Here is a 21,013-nt window from a genome sequence, read left to right as displayed (position 1 = left end):
CAGTTCCCTTTGGGAAAAGTTGGGATTACAGCGCCTTCATGGTGCCTTTCGGCAGAACGGCAGCTACGAAGTCACGTTTGATGACCACTTCAGTGGTGTCGTTCAGGGCGATAGCAATGTAGCCGTTTTCAGCCACTTTGGTTACGCGACCGACCAGACCACCGTTAGTCAGCACTTCATCGCCTTTCGCAATGGAGTTCATCAGGTTTTTGTGCTCTTTGGTGCGCTTCTGCTGTGGACGCAGGATCATGAAGTAGAAGATCAGACCGAACACAACCAGCATCAGAATCAGAGACATCGGGCTGCCCTGCGCTGGAGCACCTGTTGCCGCTACCGCATCAGAAATAAAAAAGCTCATTCAAATTCCCTCATTATTAAAATTAATCAACGTTCAACGGTGGAACATCCCGCCCCTGACGTTGGTAGAAATCGGTCACGAAGCTCTCTAATTTACCCTCTTCGATAGCCTTACGTAAACCAGCCATTAAGCGCTGATAATAACGAAGATTATGAATGGTATTGAGACGCGCGCCCAAAATCTCGTTGCAACGATCGAGATGATGCAGATACGCGCGAGAATAATTGCGACAGGTATAGCAATCGCACTCAGAATCGAGCGGGCTGGTGTCACTCTTATGCTTCGCGTTACGGATTTTCACCACGCCATCGGTAACGAACAAATGGCCGTTACGCGCGTTGCGGGTTGGCATGACGCAGTCGAACATATCAATGCCGCGGCGCACGCCTTCAACCAGATCTTCCGGTTTCCCCACGCCCATCAGGTATCGTGGTTTATCCGCAGGGATTTGCGGGCAGACATGCTCCAGAATGCGGTGCATGTCTTCCTTCGGCTCACCTACAGCCAAACCGCCGACAGCGTAGCCATCAAAACCTATCTCTACCAGACCTTTAACAGAGATATCGCGTAAATCTTCGTAAACGCTGCCCTGGATAATGCCGAACAGCGCATTTTTGTTCTGCAGGGAGTCAAAGCGGTCACGGCTACGCTTCGCCCAGCGCAGAGACATCTCCATTGAACGCTTGGCGTAATCCCAGTCGGCCGGGTATGGCGTACATTCGTCGAAGATCATCACGATATCAGATCCGAGATCGTACTGAATCTCCATCGATTTTTCCGGATCGAGGAAAATCGGATCGCCGTTGATCGGGTTACGGAAGTGAACGCCCTGTTCGGTGATCTTACGGATATCGCCCAGGCTGAAGACCTGGAAGCCGCCGGAATCGGTCAGGATTGGGCCTTTCCACTGCATGAAATCGTGCAGGTCGCCGTGGAGCTTCATGATCTCCTGACCCGGACGCAGCCACAGGTGGAAGGTGTTGCCGAGGATAATCTGTGCGCCCGTGGCTTCTACTTCTTCCGGCGTCATCCCTTTTACGGTGCCGTACGTGCCCACAGGCATAAACGCGGGGGTTTCCACCACGCCGCGATCAAACACCAGGCGACCGCGACGCGCGCGACCGTCGGTGGTATCGAGTTCAAATTTCATTTTTTCTCCGACGTCAGAAAAACAGTCCAACGTTGTAAAACGGTGCCGCGGACTTATTCCCCGACACGCTCATTCAAAGCCAGCGGATTGTACGTGATAAACATCGCGTCCCCGTAGCTAAAAAAGCGATATTTTTGTTCTACCGCAGACTTGTAGGCCGCCATAGTGTGCTGATAACCGGCAAACGCGGAAACCAGCATAATCAGCGTCGATTCAGGCAGATGGAAGTTGGTCACCAGCGCGTCAATTACTTTGTACTGATAGCCCGGGTAGATAAAGATCTGCGTATCGCCAAAGAATGGCTCAATAAGATCGTTCTTCGCTGCCTGCGCGGCGCTCTCAAGTGAGCGCACGGAAGTCGTACCGACCGCCACGACGCGGCTGCCGCGCGCTTTCGCCGCCAGCACCGCGTCCACCACGTCCTGAGGCACTTCAGCATACTCAGAGTGCATGATGTGATCTTCAATGCTGTCCACGCGCACCGGCTGGAAGGTCCCCGCGCCGACGTGGAGCGTCACGAACGCCATCTCCACGCCCTTCGCGCGCAGTTTCTCCAGCAGCGGCTCATCAAAATGCAGGCCCGCGGTCGGCGCAGCGACGGCGCCAGGCTTCTGGCTGTAGACGGTCTGGTACAGCTCGCGGTCAGCCTCTTCGTCCGGACGCTCAATATACGGCGGCAGCGGCATGTGGCCGATGGCGTTCAGGATATCGAGCACCGTGCGTTCGTCGTTGAACTCCACCTCGAACAGCGCGTCGTGGCGCGCGGTCATGGTCGCTTTGATGCTCTCATCATCGCCCAGCAGCAGCTCCGCGCCCGGCTTTGGCGCCTTAGATGCGCGAATATGTGCCAGAATACGTTTATCATCGAGCATACGTTCGACCAGCACTTCAATCTTGCCGCCGCTGGCTTTGCGGCCGAACAGGCGCGCCGGGATCACGCGGGTATTGTTAAAGACCAGCAGATCGCCAGGGTTGAGCTTGTCGAGCAAATCGGTGAAAGTACCGTGCGTCAGCTCGCCCGTTGGCCCATCCAGTGACAGTAAGCGACAGCTGCTGCGCTCAGGCATGGGATAGTGAGCAATCAGGGATTCAGGTAGTTCAAATGAGAAATCGGCGACGCGCATGACGTATACTCGTGACTTAAAAACAGGCGGCATAGTCTAGTGCTCACACCCTTTTGCTGCAACAACTAGCCGCCCCCGGACAAAAAAACGCATGAATTTTCTCGCTCACCTGCATCTCGCACACCTCGCTGACAGCTCCCTTTCCGGCAATTTGCTGGCCGATTTCGTTCGCGGCAACCCCGCGGAGGACTACTCCCCTGAGGTTGTCGACGGGATTTTTATGCACCGCCGCATCGACGTGCTGACGGATAAACTGCCGGAAGTGACGGAAGCCAAAGCGTGGTTCCGCCCTGAAACGCGCCGCGTTGCGCCGATCACGCTTGACGTGATGTGGGATCACTTCCTGTCGCGCCACTGGGCACAGCTCTCGCCGGAGCTACCCCTGCCCGAATTTGTGCGCTATGCCCACCAGCAGGTGTCGATCATTCTGCCCGACTCGCCGCCGCGCTTTGTGAATCTGAACAACTATCTGTGGTCGGAACGCTGGCTGGAGCGCTATCGCGAGATGGACTTCATCCAGAACGTGTTGAACGGGATGGCGAGCCGTCGCCCGCGCCTGGATGCGCTGCGGGATTCCTGGTATGACCTGGATGAACATTACGATGCGCTGGAGACCCGCTTCTGGCAGTTTTACCCGCGCATGATGGTGCAGGCGAAAAACAAACAGCTTTAAATACACGTCATCCTTCAAGCTGCCTCTGCGTTGGCTACGTCTGCTCACCCCAGTCACTTACTTCAGTAAGCTCCTGGGGATTCCCAGACTTGCCGCCTTGATGCAACTTGAATGATTTTGTGTATAAAAATGACATTGATAGGTAAAAGCTGGCGGAACGATTGTCACCACCTCTTTGTCTTATCGATGCACACTCTCTATACTGGCTCGCGTTGCGTTCCAAATAACCTTAGTATCTACAGGAGAATCATATGGTTCTGGTAACTCGTCCGGCTCCGGATTTTACAGCTGCAGCAGTTCTGGGCAACGGTGAAATCGTTGAAAACTTCAACTTCAAACAGCACACCAACGGTAAAGCGACCGTTCTGTTCTTCTGGCCAATGGACTTCACTTTCGTTTGCCCGTCTGAGCTGATCGCATTCGACAAACGTTATGAAGAATTCCAGAAGCGTGGCGTGGAAGTTGTTGGCGTCTCCTTCGACTCTGAGTTTGTACACAACGCATGGCGTAACACCCCTGTCGACAAAGGCGGCATCGGTGCGGTGAAATACGCAATGGTTGCGGACATCAAACGCGAAATCCAGCAGGCTTACGGTATCGAACATCCGGACGCTGGCGTTGCGCTGCGCGGTTCCTTCCTGATCGACGCGAACGGCATCGTTCGTCACCAGGTTGTGAACGATCTGCCGCTGGGTCGTAACATCGACGAAATGCTGCGCATGGTTGACGCGCTGCAGTTCCACGAAGAGCACGGCGAAGTGTGCCCGGCTCAGTGGGAAAAAGGTAAAGAAGGTATGGCTGCTTCCCCAGACGGCGTAGCTAAATACCTGTCTGAGAACGTATCCAGCCTGTAATCGGCACGGTTTACGAAAAAGGCCCGCTTATGCGGGCCTTTTTTTATGCCTTACGCTGCGTCTCTCGCCAGATGCGCCAGGCCATGCCCGCCAGCAGGATCACGCCCGCAATCAGTACGCCCCATACCAGCAGGGCGTTCAGCCAGCTCGCCCGCTCAGCTGCAGAGGTGGCGTTCAGCCGCCCCTCGCCGCCCAACGCGACATCATCCACAATATCGGCCTGCGGCAGGTTCGCCATATCATAGGTCTTGCGCAGGTCGGCTGGGATCAGCATGTCAGGCTCCACGCTGGCAGGCTTTGCGGCACCGTTGCCCCATGCGAGGACGTACGGCGCTTTCCCCTGCGCGTTGAACACAAGATCATAGCGGTCGCGATGCCCCGTAACGCTCGGCAGGTATTCTGGCAGACGCGCATTCAGCGTCGTGATTTTCACTGCCTGCACCGGGCCCCCGCTAAGCGAAACCGGTCCGGACGTTTTCCCCTCCAGACGGTAAATCACCTCTTTCTTCAGGGGGTGCCATGCCTCTTTTTCGGTACTCCGCCACGCTATCTCCACGGGAAGGACGCCATCGCCGTTCAGCGAGATGCTGACAGCACTCAGCGGCTGCGGGCGCGCCCAGCGCCACTGAGCTTCACTTGTCGATAGCTGCTCACCTTCCCCTTCAAGACTAATCTCTTCCGGGGCCGCCTGGGCAGGTGCGCTGATTGCGTTTACGCCGGTCAACGTTACCCCCTGGCTCTGCGTATTCAGCACCACCATGAGATAGCGATTCGCATCGGGAGATAAAACCGTATCGGTATCGAGCCGATCGAGCTTAAGACGATCCTGACCGCTGACGACGTCCAGCAGCGGCATATCCTCGCGCAGGGTATACCACCGCTTGAGATCCTCGCTGTAATAGACCGACGCCGTTCCCTGCCACGGCGTCTCATGGGTATTCCAGAGGAGCTGCAACTGGGATATGACCAGTTCACCCGTCGTCTGCTCCGGCAGGGTCAGCAGGTAATGTTGCCCGGCCGCGGCGGCTTTTTGCCCCTCCAGCACAATCTCAATGCCGTTTCGGGAACGGAGCCGGATCTTATCGCTGTCACCGGCGTCTGAGGCAGCCGCGAGCGGCGAGGCATCCAGCGGAAAGAGGCGCAGCGCCGTGGACTGCGCTGTCGCCTGCGGGCGCGTCGCGGCGATCAGGCTAAAGGGAACCGGCTCACCCGACTGGTTAAAGACGCGGACATCGTGCAGATCCGGCGACGTGCTTTGCTCATAGACGGCAAGCGGCAGCATTACCCGATACCACCGGGAAGGAACGGACGTGTCGAGTGAACGACCAAAGGCATAGTCACGGGGCGATTCCGTTGGTACTTCGTCGCAGAACGCCGGGCCGGAAAGCGCCAGTAGCGCGGTACACGCAACCGCTTTCATCCATTTCATTTTTCATCTCCTGTTTTTGGCGGTAGCGGCGAGAAATAGCCCACTATCAGTACCAGTATCGCCACGCCGATAAACGCCACCGCGCGCGACAGACCGCCTCCGCCCGCGCTGTCCACCAGCATCAGTTTCACCATCACCACACCCAGCAGCGCGGCACCGCAAAGCCACTCCTGCCGGGAAGCCTTGCGGGTGGCATGGATCATGACCACCAGCGCGCTCAACATCCAGAACAGGGCAAAGCTTGTCTGGATCAGCCGCGAATCCCACAGCGATGCCATATTCCAGGCCACGTCGCCGTACCAGGCCAGGGCGCGCATCAGCACACCGTTTAGCCACCAGAAGCCAAACGCCATAATCGCGACGGCAGGCCACGGGCGCGCTTGCGCAAGCCATGACGGGTAGTAGCGATCCACCGCCCGATAAAAGATCACCAGCCCCAGCAAGGCGAACGCAGCACCTTCCTCGAGCGGGTTCACCAGCGGCAGCCAGGTCTGACGATAGATCACGCCGTCCTGGAAATTGGTCACCACCAGCAATACCAGCAGCGCCACGACGACAGGGATCGATGCCAGACACGCATAGAGCGCAGGCCACTCCCGGAACGGCCACACGCGACGCCGTACGGCTGCAGAAAGCGCCATAATAATCCCGCCACCTGCGGCCATCGCTAATCCGCTTCCCCAGGCCGCCATTCCCCACGGCAGAGACCGGGCAAACCAGTAAAGCTCCGCGGCCAGCGCCAGCAAAATCATCCAGAACAGCGACAAATGCAGCCCCATCGCGATGCGCGGCAGGAGTCTTTCACCATCGCGCCGTAACAGCATTAGCGCGGCAGGAAGCGCAACGCACCAGGCCAGGTTTGACCAGCCGGCGGTAACGATCTGCTGATGCCAGAGCTGATAACCCACCATCAGCAGCATAACCGGCCACAGCAGCCATTTGCTGGCGTCCAGCTCCCGCCACGTCAGGCGAGCAGCCACCTGCCGCCAGCCCCAGACCGACGCCGCCGTCAGCGCCAGCACGCCCGCCAGAATCGGTAATTCCTTCGTCAGTACCAGCTGCGACGCGCCCAGCTGCGCCACTATCCAGAACAGCAGCCCGCCTGCCAGTAGCGCCCAGCTGACCGGCAGAAAGAGATTCCGCCACAGCCAGGCCGCCGCCAGCCAGCAAAGGCTGAGGATGGCGAAGATGAGGAGCAGGCTCAGCGCCGTAACGCCGTCCGTTTGTGCCCACAGCGCGCTGCCGAGCGCCAGCAGCAGCAGCGCCGTCCCGCTATAGCTCATGCGCCGCTGATGCTGCTGCACGCCCAGCCAGAGAATCCCCAGCCCCTCCAGCGCCCAGGCCATCGCCGTCCAGCGCGCCGACAGCGCCAGCGGAATGGCGAGCGTGGCGAACCCGCCGCCGATCGCCAGCGCCGCCATGACCAGCGGTCGTCCGAGGGAGGGGTAGCGACGCAGCGCGAGGAACGCGAGGGTAAGATAAAAAGCACCATATCCGAGGGCACTCAGCGCCGGGCCATAGTCCCAGTGTCGGGTCATGCCGTACTGCATCCCGAAGCCGATCAGCGGCGGGGCGAACAGCAGCACGCCGTCGATAATCTGCTTCCCTTTCTCCTGCGCCCGCAGCGACAGCGCCACGCTCAGCACGCCGAATATCAGCGTATTGGCAATCAGGAACAGCTGGCAGATCCAATAGTCTTCAGGCTGGTAGTCATTCAGCCCCCACAGGCCGCCCACGCCGAACGTAAACAGCAGCCCGAGCAGGTTCAGCTCGCGCCAGTGCTGCCAGATGCTGATCGCGAGAATGCCGATGGACAGCAGAAGATAGAAAGAGAACAGCGCGACAAAGCTGCCGCCCCCGGTAGATAAGAGCAGCGGCGCGAGATATCCGCCAAGGCTCGCCAGCATGGCAAGGCTCAGCGCCTTCTGCAGCACCGCCAGCCCGACGCTCGCCGCGCAAATCACCACCAGCAGCGTAAAGGCCAGCGTCATCGGCAGCATTTGCCAGAGCCGAAATGCACCAAACACCGTCAGGTAGAGCACGCCGGTCGCCCCGCCCTGGAGGATCAGCGCATAGACGCGCTGCCTGTGCCGCACCCGCCACCCAATCGCCAGCAGAACAACGGCAAACAGCGCCGTTGCCACGAGGCGCAGCTCAAGCGGGAACAGGGAATGTTCGACGGTATAGCGCAGCAGGAAAGAGAGGCCGAGGAAGAGCAGCAGAATGCCAAGCTTCGCCAGCGGATTGCCCTGCATGAACCAGCCCGCAAGCGACGTCAGGATGCCGCCAAAGGCTGAAGGCTGTTTTGCCGCTGGCGCAGGCGCCAGAGCGGGTTCTGCCACGGCAGCGGAAATATCGGGGCGCCAGGGGTCAACAGCCGCGGGAGCTTCCTCCACTATCGGCGCGGTAACAGCCTCCGGCGCGGCGGTCTGCACCGGTTCCGGCGCCTTCTCAGACACGCCGCGCTGCTCAAGCGCCTCAATGCGCTGGCGCAGCAGGGCTATCTCCTGCCGCGCTGCCGTACTTCGATTAAACCCGATAACCGCAAGCACGGGCGCAACCAGCAGCGCAAAAACCAGGAATAAACAGCCAAGGATGTAAAGCTCGTCCATGTTTCCACCTTCACCGTAAACGATCTGTTAAGATTGACACAAATCGTTGCATTTGCGCCATCTTAAAAGGTGGAAACATTAGCGCATTAGCTGCCGAACCAGATCGTCGCGGATATCGCAGGCAGCGCCAGCACGCCGTCCTGAATCGTGGCCTTGCCCTCTTTACTCTTCCACGCTGCCACCTTCAGCAGCGGCGAATCATCCAGCACCACTTCGCAGGCCTCGCCCCGGTTTATCGCCACCAGCACGCGCTGCTGGTTATAGATGCGAGCAAACACCACCACGTTATCGTGGGCGTACACCACCTGACAGCCGCCATAGCGCATGGCGAGACTCTGATTACGCAGCTTCGCCAGGCGCTGATACAGGCTGAACAGCACCTTGTCCTGTTTCGCTGGCTCCCAGGGGAAAGTTTTGCGGCAGAACGGATCGTTGTTGCCGTCCAGCCCCACTTCGTCTCCATAATAGATACACGGCACGCCCGGCCAGGTGAAGAGCCAGGTCACCGCCAGCGGCAGACGCGCAACATCCTTGCCGAGCAGGGATTTAAAGCGCGCGGTATCGTGGCTATCGAGCTGGTTAAACATCCGCAGCTGCTGCTGATGCGACAGGCCGGCGCGGTAGTTCTCCATCCACGCCATGCAGGTTTCAGCATCGATATGATTCGGATCGTAGGAGATATCGGTGTTGGCGAGGAATCCCCACAGCGGGAAGGTAAAGCCGCGATAGTTCATCGCCGCATCTTCCGCATCGTTCTGCAGCCACTGGCGCGCGTCACCAAAGTGCTCGCCAAAAACGAACGCCTCCGGCTGAGCCGCTTTCGCCGAGCGCGTGATCCCGGCGACGTGCTGAAGGTTATTCCGCGCTCCGCCCGCTTCACCGAGCATATGCACCACGTCCAGGCGCCAGCCGTCCATATTCCATGGTGCCTTCAGCCAGTGGCGCACGATGCTGTCTTCCCCGCCGTAAATCTCGTTCACCAGAGACGGCGACTGGAAATCCAGCTTCGGCAGGCTTGGGTAACCCAGCCAGTCCAGCGCACGCCCCTCCTCGTTAAAGCTGTACCAGTCGCGCTGCGGCGAGTCCGGGTTATGACATGCCCCGCCCATCGACTGGTTATGCCGGTCAAACCACGTATGCGAATCTCCGCTGTGGTTGAACACGCCGTCCAGAATCAGGCGCATGCCTTCGTTTTGGGTGTTCCTACGCAGGCGCAGCAGCGCCTCGTCACCGCCAAACTGCGCGTCAACGTGGCGATAATCTTCGGTATCGTATTTGTGTACGCTCGGGGCTTTAAATACCGGGTTGAGATACAACGCCGTCACGCCGAGTTTTTTCAGGTACGGCAGCTTTTCGCTGATGCCGTCGAGATCGCCGCCGTAGAAGGTCGATCCGCCCGCCTGCGCGGTTAATGGCTCGTCCCACGCTTTCAGAATAATGTCATGACCCGCCGCATGGTGGTGATAGATCTTATCCTGGTCGGCAGTGCGCTTTTCGCTGCGCGCAAAACGGTCCGGGAAAATCTGGTAAAAGACCTGATCGTTAACCCACTGCGGGCCGTTATCCGGGTAATCGACCGCAAACTGTTCCAGCCGTGCGGGCGGGAAACGATTAAATCCCTGCGGGGTAAACCACAGCTGGCGGTTGTTCCATAAAAGCTTAAAGCTGTAACGGCGGCGCGGCTGCCCGCTGCGCAGGTCGATATTCGCCCGCCAGGCCGTGATGCCAGGCTGCGGCTGGCTGCGCAGCTTGTGCATTTTCAACCCGGTCTCTTCGTTATCGATTTCGGCGCGGAGCGTCACGCGTTCAGGCTGATTTTCCCCCGCCAGCCAGAGCGTAATCACAAGGTTGTCTTTGTTTTGCTTAACAAATGGGGCAACCGGAAGGTGCCAGGCATTTAACATCACGAATCCCCTTTGATGAAATTGACGTCACCTTGCCACAGGGTGGTTAAGGATAGCTCACCATGATGGGATTTATTGGGGGAGGAGGACGGGGGAGGAGGCACCAGTGCAGCCTGATGCCCTCACCCCAACCCTCTCCCACAAGGAGAGGGAGAAAAAAAGATTACTGCGCTTCCGCCAGCTGACGGTCGCGGCGGCATTTAAACACCCAGCCCACCAGCAGCAGCACAATCCACGCGCAGCCCACGTACAGTGAAATGCGGGTGTCCGGATGGTAGCCAATCAGGCCAATGATAAACACCAGGAAGATCAGCCCCACGACGGTCGTCGCAACGCCGCCCGGTACTTTGAACTTCAGCGCTTTCGCCTCATCCGGCGACAGGCGACGGCGGAAGGCAATCTGCGACAGCAGGATCATGATCCACACCCAGACGGTTGCGAAGGTCGCCAGGGATGCAATCACCAGGAAGACGTTCTCCGGCATGATGTAGTTCAGGTAAACCGAGAACAGCAGCGCCACGGTCATCACCACGACGGTCACCCACGGCGTGCCGCGGCGTGAGGTTTTGGCGAACACCTTCGGCGCACTGCCCTGCTCCGCCATGCCGTGCAGCATACGGCCTACGCCAAAGACGTCACTGTTAATCGCCGAAAGCGACGCGGTCAGCACCACAAAGTTCAGAATGCTGGCCGCAAAGGCAATGCCCATATGCTGGAAGGTCAGGACAAACGGGCTACCGTTGGTGCCTACCTGGTTCCACGGGTAAATGGACATGATCACGAACAGCGTACCCACGTAGAACACCAGAATACGCATCGGCACAGAGTTGATGGCGCGCGGAATGGATTTCTCCGGATCTTTCGCTTCCCCGGCGGTGATACCGATAATCTCGATACCGCCGTAGGCGAACATCACCATCTGCAGCGACATCACCATCCCGAGCCAGCCGTTGCTGAAGAAGCCGCCGTTGCTCCAGAGGTTGTGGATCCCGGTCGGCTGCCCGCCGTTGCCAATCCCCCAGATAATAATCCCGAAACCGGCCACAATCATGATGATGATGGTCGCGACCTTGAAGAAGGAGAACCAGAACTCCAGCTCGCCGAACACCTTCACGCTCATCAGGTTGACGGCGCAAATGATCAGCACCACGCTCAGCACCCAAATCCAGTGCGGTACCGCCGGGAACCAGACGCCCATATAGATGCCAAACGCCGTCACGTCGGCAATCGCAACAATCAGGATTTCGAAGCAGTAGGTCCAGCCGGTGATAAACCCGGCCAGCGGGCCGAGGTTTTCCTGCGCGTAGCGGGAGAATGAGCTGGCGGAGGGGTTGTGAACCGACATTTCGCCGAGGGCGCGCATGATGATATACGCCGCCACGCCGCCGATAATGTACGCCAGCAGAACGCTAGGACCGGCCATTTTGATGGCATCTGCCGAGCCATAAAAAAGACCGGTGCCGATAGCAGAGCCCAGCGCCATAAAGCGGATGTGGCGCGTGCTCAATCCACGTTTAAGTTTGTTAGTGCTTTCCATTTAAATCTTGCCATTCAACACGAAAAAAACAAAAAACCACGGGGCCTTAAGCCCCGTGGTTAAACAGTTTGTTGCCGTTGATTAATGAGCGTTCGATGCGACCTGACGCCCTGCAGCACGGTCCCAGATAATCGCCAGAACCAGTGCAACAACGGTAGGCATCAACCAGGCCAGACCCTGCTCGGACAGCGGCAGACGCTGTGTCCATGCCGGCAGTATGTGCGCGAAAGCTGATGCTTTAATCCCGTCAAGGATACCAAAAATCAGGCTGATAAACATGGCTGGCGCAATAATTCGTGAAGAGTTGTTCCACCACGGACGAGTAAAGCTCAGCACTACCAGTACGATGCACGGCGGATAAATCGCCGTCAACACCGGAATAGAGACCTGAATCAGGTGGCTCAGACCGAGGTTAGACACCGCCATGGAGAAGATACCGAGGATAAATACTAGGGTGCGGTAAGAAAGCGGCAGATACTGTGCAAAGAACTCTGCGCAGGCGCAGGTCAGGCCAACCGCGGTAACCAGACAGGCCAGGAAGATCAGCGCTGCCAGCAGCATACTGCCCGCACCGCCGAAGGTGTGCTGCACGTAGGCGTGAAGGATAGCCGCACCGTTGGCGTTCTGCTCAACCAGCATGGCGCTATCGGAACCCAGACGGAACAGCGCCAGATACAGCAGGGTCAGCCCCACACCGGCCATCAGACCGGCCCAGATGGTGTAGCGGGTCAGCAGACGCGCTTCGGTCACACCGCGGGAACGCGCGGCGTTAACGATAACAATACCAAACACCATGGCGCCTAGCGTATCCATCGTCAGGTAGCCGTTCACGAAGCCGTTAGAGAACGCGGCGTTTTTATAGGCGTCCATCGCGTCGCTAATCGGGCCGGCTGGCCAGACGATGGCCGCTACCGCCAAAACAATCAGCGCCACAATTTTCAGCGGAGCCAGGAAGTTACCCACGGTATCCAGCAGTTTGCCCGGATAGAGGGAAACCAGAATCACGATCGCGAAGTAGATCAGGCTGTAGATAAACAGCGGCATCGCACCGTCACCGGTCAGGGGAGCAATACCCACTTCGAAGGACACGGTTGCCGTACGCGGGGTCGCAAACAGCGGGCCAACGGCGAGATAGCAGACGGTTGCCAGCAGAACGCCCGCCACTTTGCCAATCGGGGTGCTGAGGCTATCCACACCGCCGCCGACTTTCGCCAGCGCGATGACGGTCAGCACCGGCAGACCCACGGCAGTAATCAGGAAACCAAACGCGGCGGTCCAGACGTGTTCACCCGCCTGTAAGCCAACCATTGGAGGGAAAATGATGTTGCCTGCGCCAACGAACAGCGCAAATGTCATAAAGCCCAGCGCGATGATGTCACGCGATTTTAAGTGATGGGTCATAAAACCTTACTGCCTGTGGATGTGGTGTTGAAAACATTGAGATTTTCGATATCCCTCACGGGACGATACAGCCGAAAATTTGCTCAATTTCAGCGGGAAATGCTCCCGTCCTGGCGTGGAGAAGAATAGTTTTTCGATTTACCACGCAAATACAGTCGGTCTGACAGTATCTGGGGCGCAATTTAAACGCTTATAACGTTTAAAGGCAAGGTGGGATCGCAAAACCAGAACAATATGCCAGCATGAAAATACGCACCAGCACAATACGCTGTTTATAAGAAAAACCCATGGCTAATCATGCGAACAAAAAACAGCCAGCCGTATAAAATTCATCCGCGTTTCGCTTGACTGCAAAGCAAACGGGCCAGCGATGGCTGACCCGTGGAAAGGTAAAATGACACGCCCGCCGTCAGGCGATCTTTTTGGCAATTAATCGTTCCGGAATAACGAAACTGAAGCGGGTTCCTTTACCCAGCGTACTCTGAATATCGAGACGGCTTTCATGGTGATTCACCGCGTGTTTCACAATTGCCAGCCCCAGGCCGCTTCCGCCCGTCTGGCGCGATCGCGCTTTATCCACACGGTAGAAGCGCTCGGTCAGACGCGGAATATGCTCCGGCGCAATCCCCGGCCCGTTGTCCTCCACGCTAAACTCGGCCCCCGTTGGGGTATGGTGCCAGCGCACCACGATATCCGTCCCCTCCGGCGTATGATTCACCGCGTTATACACCAGGTTGGAAATGGCGCTGCGCAGCTCATCTTCGCTGCCCAGCACCTTCAGCGTGTTGTCGACGTCAAAGGTCAGGTGATGCTTTTTGTGGCTTAACGTCTGCGCTTCACGCTCCACGACCCGCAGCATCATCGGGACATCAATGGTGTCATTCAGCGCGAGCGTTGGCGCCGCTTCAATCTTCGAGAGCGTCAGCAGCTGCTTCACCAGCCCTTCCATCCGGTGCGTTTGCTCGCGCATGGTGTGCAGCGCTTTTTCACGCGGCGCACCTTCCAGCGTTTGCTCCTGCATCATCTCCAGGTAGCCCTGCAGCACGGTCAACGGGGTTCGCAGTTCGTGGCTGACGTTGGCGAAGAAGTTGCGACGCGCCCCTTCCAGCTGGTGCATCTGGGTAACATCGCGCGCCACCATCAGCCACTGCTTATCGCTGTAGGGCATCACGCGTATTTCCAGATGGCGGCCATTATTGAGCTTCAGATTGTGCGGACGGGTGAAATCACGCTTTTTCAGATACAGCGTGAACTCGGGATAACGCAGAAGGTTGAGGATATTCTGGCCATTGTCATCCGGCCAGCGCAGGCCCAGCAGCTGCTGCGCCAGGCCGTTACACCAGAAGATCGTCCCTTCTTCGGTGGTCAGGATCACGGCATCCGGCAGCGACTCTGCACCGCTGCGAAAACGCTTAATCAGGCTTCCCAGCTCGCGGCGACGCTTTTTATTACGCATCTGCATCTGATGCAGACCGTAAAGCAACGGCTCCCAGCTGCCGCTTCCCGGCGGCGGCGTCATGCTTCGGTCAACCCACAGCCACCAGGAGAGGCGCAGCAGGTTCCAGAAATGCCAGATCAACAGCCCGGTGACCGACGCCAGCAGAAACCACGGCAGGTGTCCAAGAAAGGCCCCCAGAATGAAGGCCGGAATACAGCATAAGATCAGTTCAAAGACGAGCCTTTTCCATGACAGACGTTCCAGCACGCGTCACACTCCTGTCATTGTTCAGAAACGGGTAGAAAAACGATAACCCGTGCCGCGGACCGTCTGCACCATGCGATCGTGGCCGCTCAGTTCCAGCGCTTTTCGCAGGCGGCGGATATGTACGTCAACCGTCCGGTCTTCGACATACACGTTAGTTCCCCAGACGTTATTCAGCAACTGCTCGCGGCTGTAAACGCGCTCCGGGTGGGTCATAAAGAAGTGCAGGAGTTTAAATTCGGTTGGCCCCATGTCGAGGGGATTTTCACCGGTCATCACACGGTGAGAAGTAGGATCAAGGCTCAGCCCCTGCATTTCGATCACCTCTTCCACCGCCATCGGCGAAATACGGCGCATCACGGCTTTAATGCGGGCCACCAGCTCTTTTGGGGAGAACGGTTTAGTAATGTAATCGTCCGCACCGGTCTCCAGACCGCGCACGCGATCCTCTTCTTCTCCGCGCGCCGTGAGCATCACAACCGGGATGTCGCGGGTCAGCGCTTCACGCTTCAGGTGTTTGATAAACTGCAGTCCGGAGCCGCCGGGCAACATCCAGTCCAGCAGAATCAGATCGGGCCAGGGTTCATTCAGCTGGTTCACTGCGCTGTCATAATCTTCCGCTTCAACCGGCTGGAAGCCGTTTTGCTCGAGCACGAAGCACACCATTTCACGAATTGGAGCTTCATCTTCTACGACCAGAATACGTCTCGCCATACTTTGCCCTGTCTTATCTTATTTACGTTACAAGTTTGTAATTCGGCGCCATTATGCGTCAGATTTATGACAGATTTATGAAAAACAGTACCACGTTAACGGGCAAACCGTTGTTTTATTACAGCGGTTATTTTCCCTTCTCTGAACGTTTATAATCCTGCTTTCTCTTTTTTGCCACGGATCAGCTATGCGCATACTTCACACCTCGGACTGGCATCTGGGTCAAAATTTTTACAGCAAAAGCCGTGCGGCTGAACATGAAGCGTTCCTGGGCTGGCTGCTGGAAACGGCCCGGACGCACGAGGTGGATGCGATTATCGTGGCGGGTGACATCTTTGATACCGGCTCGCCGCCGAGCTATGCGCGCGAGTTGTATAACCGCTTCGTGGTGAATCTGCAGCAAACCGGCTGTCATCTGGTGATTGTCGCCGGCAACCATGATTCCGTCGCAACGCTGAATGAATCCCGCGACATCCTGGCGTTTCTCAATACCACCGTCGTCGCCAGCGCCGGGCACGGCCCACAGATCCTGAAAAAGCGCGACGGGTCGCCGGGGGCGGTGCTGTGTTCGATTCCCTTTTTACGTCCGCGCGACATCGTGCAAAGCCAGGCGGGACTGTCGGGCGCGGAAAAGCAGCAACATTTATTACAGGCCATCACCGACTATTACCACCAGCAGCACGCCGAAGCTTGTGCCCTGCGCGGTGACCAGTCGATTCCGGTGATTGCGACCGGGCACCTCACCACCGTCGGGGCCAGTAAAAGTGACGCCGTGCGTGACATCTATATCGGCACGCTGGATGCCTTTCCGGCGCAGCACTTCCCGCCAGCCGACTACATTGCGCTCGGACACATTCACCGGGCGCAGATCGTCGGCGGCTGCGAGCACATCCGCTACTGCGGCTCCCCCCTTTCGCTCAGCTTTGACGAAACGGGCAAAGCCAAATCCGTACATCTGGTGACCTTCTCCGACGGAAAACTCAGCGCCGTCGACACGCTGGAGGTGCCCGTAACTCAGCCGCTGGCAGTGCTGAAAGGCGATCTCAATGCCATCACCGCACAGCTGGAGCAGTGGCGCGGCGTCGAGCAAGATCCCCCCATCTGGCTGGATATCGAAATCACCACCGACGACTACCTGCACGATATGCAGCGAAAAATCCAGGCGCTGACCGAAGACTTGCCGGTAGAGGTGTTACTGGTGCGCCGCAGCCGCGAGCAGCGCGAGAAAATACTGTTAAGCGCTCAACGCGAAACGCTCAGTGAGCTTCGGGTTGAAGAGGTGTTTGAACGCAGGCTCTCGCAGGAGGAAATCGACGACACGAAGCGCGCAAGGCTCAGCGAACTGTTCAGCCATACCCTGCATGCGCTCAATGATGAGGAAGAAAACGCGTGAAAATTCTGAGCCTGCGCCTGAAAAATATCAACTCCCTCAAGGGCGAGTGGAAAATTGACTTTACCGCTGAGCCGTTTGCCAGCAACGGGCTGTTTGCCATCACCGGCGCGACCGGGGCAGGTAAAACTACCCTGCTCGACGCCATCTGTCTGGCGCTTTATCACGAAACGCCGCGCCTGAATAAGGTCTCCCAGGCGCAAAACGATCTGATGACGCGCGACACCGCCGAGTGCCTGGCTGAAGTGGAGTTCGAGGTAAAAGGCATCGCTTACCGCGCCTTCTGGAGCCAGAACCGGGCGCGCAACCAGCCTGACGGGAACCTGCAGGCACCGCGCGTTGAGCTGGCGCGCTGCGAAGATGGCAAAATCCTGGCCGACAAAGTGACGGATAAACTGGAGCAAACCGCCGCGCTCACCGGGCTGGACTATGGCCGCTTTACCCGCTCGATGCTGCTCTCACAGGGGCAATTTGCTGCCTTCCTCAACGCCAAACCGAGCGATCGTGCCGAGCTGCTGGAAGAGCTGACCGGCACCGAGATCTACGGCCAGATTTCCGCCATGGTGTTTGAAAAACACAAAGCCGCTCGCAGCGTGCTTGAAAAGTGCGAGGCGCAGGCGGCGGGCGTCGTGCTGTTGAGTGAAGAGCAACAGCAGCAGTTACAGCAAAGTTTGCAGGCACTTACTGACGAAGAGAAAATCCTGCTGGAACAGCAGCAAAGCCAACAGAAAGATTTTCAGTGGCTTACGCGCCATGAAGAGCTCGTAAGAGAGCAACAGCGCGTCAACGCGCTCCAGCAGCATGCGCAACAGGCGCTGGCGGACGCAGCACCTGAGCTGGCAAAACTCCAGCTTGCTCTGCCCGCCGCCCAGCTTCGACCGCTTTGGGAGCATCAGCAGGAACAAACCGCACGCCTGACGCAAACGCAGCAGCGTATTATCGAAGTAAATACTCGCTTACAAGCCAGAATCGCGCTGCGTTCGCGTATTCGCAATACCGCCCTGCGTAACCACGAGCAGCTTCAGACCGAACTGACGGCGCTGGCGCAGTGGCTGGCGGAGCACGAGCGTTATCGCCTGCTGGGGCAGGAGATCGCCGGATGGCGTGCCCAGTTCTCGCAGCTTAACCGCGATAAAACGCAGTTAGCCTCGCTTGCGGCGCGGATAAGTGAATTACGCAACAGGCTGGCTGCGATGCCGGAAAATGCGCTGACGCTAACGGCGGACGAAGTCAGCGTAGCCATGGAGCAGCAGTCCCGGTCACGCACGCTGCGCCAGCAGCTGACGTCGCTGCATGCCCGCTATCAGCCGCTGCAAAAGCGCCTGCGTCAGAGCGGTGAAAGCGTGCAGAAGGCGCAGGCCGAACAAAATAAACTCAATGAAACGCTGACGCTGCGCCGCCAGCAGTACAAAGAAAAAAACCAGCACTATCTCGACCTGAAAGCCCTGTGCGAAACCGAAGCAACAATCAAGAAGCTGGAGCATTACCGTTCGCAGCTTGAGGCGGGTAAACCCTGTCCGCTGTGCGGTTCCTGCGAACATCCGGCCGTTGAGCAATATCAGTCGCTTGAGCTGACGGATAACCAGCGCCGCCGTGATGCCCTGGAAAAAGAGGTCGCCGCGCTTAAAGAGGAAGGCCTGCTGGTGCTGGGACAGGTTAATGCCCTGACTCAGCAGATCCAGCGTGAAACAGACGACGCGCAGACGCTTTCTCAGGAAGAGCAAGCGCTCACTAAAGAGTGGATGGCGGCCTGCACGTCCCTGAACATTGCGTTGAATATTCAGGATGATATCGCACCATGGCTGAACGAACAGGAACAGTACGAGCGCCAGCTTTATCAGCTCAGCCAGCGTCTGACCCTGCAGAACCAGTTGAACGAGCAGGAAGCGCAGGAGCGACAGTATGAGCAGCAGCTGGCGGCCACGCGCCAGGCGCTGGAACATGCCCTGCTCGCGCTCTCACTTAACGCACCTGAAGAGGGTCAGGAAGGCGCCTGGCTTCAGGCCCGTGAAGCTGAATTCGCGCAGTGGCAGGAGAAGCACGCGCAGCACGGCGTGCTTCAGGAACGCATAAACGCCCTGAAGCCGCTGCTCGACGCGCTTCCGGAAACGCACAGCGAAGAGGCCGAACCGGCCATTCCGGACGGCTGGCGCGACGTGCACGACGAATGCGTGTCGCTGCAAAGCCAGCTCACCGCGCAGCAGCAGCAGGAAAAGCTGGAGCAAGAGCGCCTGCAGCAGTCGCAGACGCAGTTCACCGCGGCGCTCTCGGCGAGCTGCTTTGCCGATCGGGAGGCGTTCCTTGCCGCCCTGCTGGATGACGACGCTATTCGTCGCCTCGAACAGCGAAAGCAGTCGCTGGAAAACCAGATACAGCAGGCTGCGGCGCTGTGCGGGCAAGCGAACCAACAGCTGCAGTCTCATCTGACTCTGCGGCCGGAAGGGCTCGACGAAGATGCTCCTGCGCTGCAAAGCCAGCTGCAGCAGCTGGCGCAACGGCTTCGCGAGAACACCACGCATCAGGGCGAGATCCGTCAGCAGCTTAAGCAGGACAGCGATAACCGGCAGCACCAGCTGGCGTTGATGCAGGAAATTGAAGAGGCCGCGCGCCAGGCAGACGACTGGGGGTACCTGAACGCGCTGATCGGCTCGAGCACCGGCGACAAGTTCCGCAAGTTCGCCCAGGGGCTGACGCTGGACAATCTTGTCTGGCTTGCTAACCAGCAGCTTAACCGCCTGCACGGGCGTTATTTATTGCAGCGTAAGGCCAGCGACGCGCTGGAGCTGGAAGTGGTGGATACGTGGCAGGCGGATGCGGTTCGCGATACCCGCACGCTCTCAGGCGGCGAGAGCTTCCTGGTCAGCCTGGCGCTGGCGCTGGCGCTTTCCGATCTTGTGAGTCATAAAACGCGGATCGATTCCCTGTTCCTGGATGAAGGGTTCGGCACGCTCGACAGTGAGACGCTGGATACGGCGCTGGATGCGCTCGACGCACTGAACGCCACCGGGAAAACCATCGGCGTGATCAGCCACGTAGAGGCGATGAAAGAGCGTATTCCGGTGCAGATCAAGGTGAAGAAAATTAACGGGCTGGGGTATAGCAGGCTGGATAAGGAATTTGCGGTGGGGTGAAGGGTGGAACGGTGCGTTCTGGTGCCCCTTACCCTTGCCCTCTCCCACAGGAAGAGGGAATAAACACTATTTGCTTTTATTCCGGCCACAGCCACGCCGCGCCGCGCACGCCGCTGGAGTCACCGTGGACAGCTTTGCGGATCGGAGTTTCACACTCGCCGCCGAAAACCCACTGCTTCACCAGGTTCGGCACCGTGGCGTACAGCCGGTCGACGTTGCTCATGCCGCCGCCGAGCACAATCACGTCCGGATCGAGAATATTCACCACGTGGGCCAGCGATTTCGCCAGCCGCATTTCGTAGCGGCTCAGCGCCAGCTCCGCCACAGGATCCTGCGCTTCGACCAGACGCATGATCTCATTACCCTTGAGCGGCTGGCCGCTCAGGCGATGGTAGTCGGTCGCAAAACCGGTACCGGAGATAAACGTCTCAATACAGCCCTGTTTTCCGCAGTAGCACGGCACTTCAGCGCGGTATTTAAGCTCGTCTTCATCCATCCACGGCAGCGGGTTGTGACCCCACTCACCCGCGGTGCCGTTACCGCCGATATGGGCGCGTCCGCCAAACGCCACGCCCGCACCGCAGCCGGTACCGACGATCACGGCAAACACGGTCTGGGCACCTGCCGCCGCGCCGTCGATGGCCTCGGAGACCGCCAGACAGTTAGCGTCGTTGGCCAGACGCACTTCCCGGTTCAGGCGCACGCTCAAATCTTTATCAAACGGCTGGCCGTTAAGCCAGGTGGAGTTGGCATTTTTAACCACGCCGGTATACGGCGAGATCGACCCCGGGATCCCCATCCCTACGCTCCCGGTTTGCCCTGTCGCCTGCTCGGCCATCTCAACCAGTTGGGCAATCGTCTCGATAGTCTGGCGATAATCATCGCGCGGCGTTGGCAGACGATGGCGAAACAGCTGCTGCCCCTGCTCGCTCAGCGCGATGACTTCTGTTTTGGTGCCGCCCAAATCGATCCCAATACGCACAAGACTCTCCTCATTATTTTGATTATCAACAGAGTAGAAGCACGCATCCCGA

General features: G+C 58.2%; 15 protein-coding genes. 4 read left to right on the top strand and 11 right to left on the bottom strand.

Annotated features, from left to right (window positions below; genetic code table 11):
- Positions 1-25: 25 nt before the first annotated feature.
- The 3 genes from yajC to queA are packed head-to-tail and all read right to left on the bottom strand — an operon-like array spanning position 26 to position 2,632.
- Positions 26-358 (bottom strand): preprotein translocase subunit YajC, encoded by a 333-nt coding sequence (gene yajC, locus LRM19_RS00475; RefSeq protein ID WP_003859109.1) that lies wholly within the window; start codon positions 356-358, stop codon positions 26-28.
- A 22-nt stretch (positions 359-380) separates the two neighbouring features.
- A complete protein-coding gene (tgt, locus tag LRM19_RS00470; RefSeq protein WP_003859110.1) occupies positions 381-1,508 on the bottom strand; it encodes a tRNA guanosine(34) transglycosylase Tgt in 1,128 nt (375 codons plus the stop codon).
- A 53-nt stretch (positions 1,509-1,561) separates the two neighbouring features.
- The gene (queA, locus tag LRM19_RS00465) at positions 1,562-2,632 is read right to left on the bottom strand and encodes a tRNA preQ1(34) S-adenosylmethionine ribosyltransferase-isomerase QueA (protein ID WP_115874337.1); all 1,071 of its coding nucleotides are present in this window, start codon (positions 2,630-2,632) and stop codon (positions 1,562-1,564) included.
- 91 nt (positions 2,633-2,723) lie between these two features.
- Between queA and acpH the strand changes: the two genes are divergently transcribed.
- The gene (acpH, locus tag LRM19_RS00460; protein ID WP_115874336.1) at positions 2,724-3,305 is read left to right on the top strand and encodes an ACP phosphodiesterase; all 582 of its coding nucleotides are present in this window, start codon (positions 2,724-2,726) and stop codon (positions 3,303-3,305) included.
- A 251-nt stretch (positions 3,306-3,556) separates the two neighbouring features.
- The gene (locus LRM19_RS00455; protein ID WP_008503347.1) at positions 3,557-4,159 is read left to right on the top strand and encodes a peroxiredoxin; all 603 of its coding nucleotides are present in this window, start codon (positions 3,557-3,559) and stop codon (positions 4,157-4,159) included.
- Positions 4,160-4,202: 43 nt separating this feature from the next.
- Here LRM19_RS00455 and LRM19_RS00450 read toward each other — a convergent pair whose 3' ends face one another.
- The 7 genes from LRM19_RS00450 to phoB all read right to left on the bottom strand — a co-directional run bounded on the left by LRM19_RS00450 (position 4,203) and on the right by phoB (position 15,458).
- Positions 4,203-5,588, bottom strand: a complete 1,386-nt coding sequence (locus tag LRM19_RS00450; protein ID WP_271366868.1) for a DUF3999 domain-containing protein — start codon at positions 5,586-5,588, stop codon at positions 4,203-4,205.
- On the bottom strand, positions 5,585-8,200 hold the full coding sequence (locus tag LRM19_RS00445; RefSeq protein WP_271366866.1) for a DUF2339 domain-containing protein: 2,616 nt from the start codon (positions 8,198-8,200) through the stop codon (positions 5,585-5,587). Before LRM19_RS00445 ends, LRM19_RS00450 begins: the two co-directional genes overlap by 4 nt.
- Positions 8,201-8,286: 86 nt before the next feature.
- Positions 8,287-10,104 (bottom strand): maltodextrin glucosidase, encoded by a 1,818-nt coding sequence (malZ, locus tag LRM19_RS00440; protein ID WP_271366864.1) that lies wholly within the window; start codon positions 10,102-10,104, stop codon positions 8,287-8,289.
- Positions 10,105-10,267: 163 nt separating this feature from the next.
- Positions 10,268-11,641 carry a proline-specific permease ProY gene (gene proY, locus LRM19_RS00435; protein ID WP_008503261.1) on the bottom strand — a complete coding sequence of 458 codons (1,374 nt, stop codon included), beginning with the start codon at positions 11,639-11,641 and terminating at the stop codon, positions 10,268-10,270.
- An 81-nt stretch (positions 11,642-11,722) separates the two neighbouring features.
- Positions 11,723-13,042, bottom strand: coding sequence for a branched-chain amino acid transporter carrier protein BrnQ (brnQ, locus tag LRM19_RS00430; RefSeq protein WP_111963434.1), 1,320 nt, complete (start codon positions 13,040-13,042; stop codon positions 11,723-11,725).
- Between the two features lie 409 nt (positions 13,043-13,451).
- Positions 13,452-14,747: a phosphate regulon sensor histidine kinase PhoR gene (gene phoR / locus LRM19_RS00425; protein WP_045909799.1), complete on the bottom strand. Its 1,296-nt coding sequence runs from the start codon at positions 14,745-14,747 to the stop codon at positions 13,452-13,454.
- 21 nt (positions 14,748-14,768) lie between these two features.
- On the bottom strand, positions 14,769-15,458 hold the full coding sequence (gene phoB / locus LRM19_RS00420; RefSeq protein ID WP_008503265.1) for a phosphate response regulator transcription factor PhoB: 690 nt from the start codon (positions 15,456-15,458) through the stop codon (positions 14,769-14,771).
- Between the two features lie 187 nt (positions 15,459-15,645).
- Between phoB and sbcD the strand changes: the two genes are divergently transcribed.
- The gene (gene sbcD, locus LRM19_RS00415; protein WP_271366863.1) at positions 15,646-16,851 is read left to right on the top strand and encodes an exonuclease subunit SbcD; all 1,206 of its coding nucleotides are present in this window, start codon (positions 15,646-15,648) and stop codon (positions 16,849-16,851) included.
- On the top strand, positions 16,848-19,979 hold the full coding sequence (gene sbcC / locus LRM19_RS00410) for an exonuclease subunit SbcC (protein WP_271366862.1): 3,132 nt from the start codon (positions 16,848-16,850) through the stop codon (positions 19,977-19,979). The genes sbcD and sbcC overlap by 4 nt, the downstream gene beginning before the upstream one ends.
- Before the next feature lie 76 nt (positions 19,980-20,055).
- Here the strand turns inward: sbcC and mak are convergent, their stop codons facing one another.
- Positions 20,056-20,961 carry a fructokinase gene (gene mak, locus LRM19_RS00405; protein ID WP_271366861.1) on the bottom strand — a complete coding sequence of 302 codons (906 nt, stop codon included), beginning with the start codon at positions 20,959-20,961 and terminating at the stop codon, positions 20,056-20,058.
- Between the last annotated feature and the right edge of the window lie 52 nt (positions 20,962-21,013).

The sequence above is a fragment of the Enterobacter sp. PI-10 genome (genome assembly GCF_027947695.1).
GTDB classification, from domain to species: domain Bacteria; phylum Pseudomonadota; class Gammaproteobacteria; order Enterobacterales; family Enterobacteriaceae; genus Enterobacter; species Enterobacter vonholyi.
The sequence above is the reverse complement of the archived record's forward strand: the minus strand, read 5'-3'. Positions and strand labels throughout refer to the sequence as shown.

Coding starts and splice junctions, on each gene's coding strand:
- queA (WP_115874337.1), bottom strand. CDS start 2,632: ATGCGCGTCGCCGATTTCTCATTTGAACTACCTGAATCCCTGATTGCT.
- tgt (WP_003859110.1), bottom strand. CDS start 1,508: ATGAAATTTGAACTCGATACCACCGACGGTCGCGCGCGTCGCGGTCGC.
- acpH (WP_115874336.1), top strand. CDS start 2,724: ATGAATTTTCTCGCTCACCTGCATCTCGCACACCTCGCTGACAGCTCC.
- malZ (WP_271366864.1), bottom strand. CDS start 10,104: ATGTTAAATGCCTGGCACCTTCCGGTTGCCCCATTTGTTAAGCAAAAC.
- brnQ (WP_111963434.1), bottom strand. CDS start 13,042: ATGACCCATCACTTAAAATCGCGTGACATCATCGCGCTGGGCTTTATG.
- yajC (WP_003859109.1), bottom strand. CDS start 358: ATGAGCTTTTTTATTTCTGATGCGGTAGCGGCAACAGGTGCTCCAGCG.
- phoB (WP_008503265.1), bottom strand. CDS start 15,458: ATGGCGAGACGTATTCTGGTCGTAGAAGATGAAGCTCCAATTCGTGAA.
- LRM19_RS00445 (WP_271366866.1), bottom strand. CDS start 8,200: ATGGACGAGCTTTACATCCTTGGCTGTTTATTCCTGGTTTTTGCGCTG.
- LRM19_RS00450 (WP_271366868.1), bottom strand. CDS start 5,588: ATGAAATGGATGAAAGCGGTTGCGTGTACCGCGCTACTGGCGCTTTCC.
- proY (WP_008503261.1), bottom strand. CDS start 11,641: ATGGAAAGCACTAACAAACTTAAACGTGGATTGAGCACGCGCCACATC.
- sbcD (WP_271366863.1), top strand. CDS start 15,646: ATGCGCATACTTCACACCTCGGACTGGCATCTGGGTCAAAATTTTTAC.
- LRM19_RS00455 (WP_008503347.1), top strand. CDS start 3,557: ATGGTTCTGGTAACTCGTCCGGCTCCGGATTTTACAGCTGCAGCAGTT.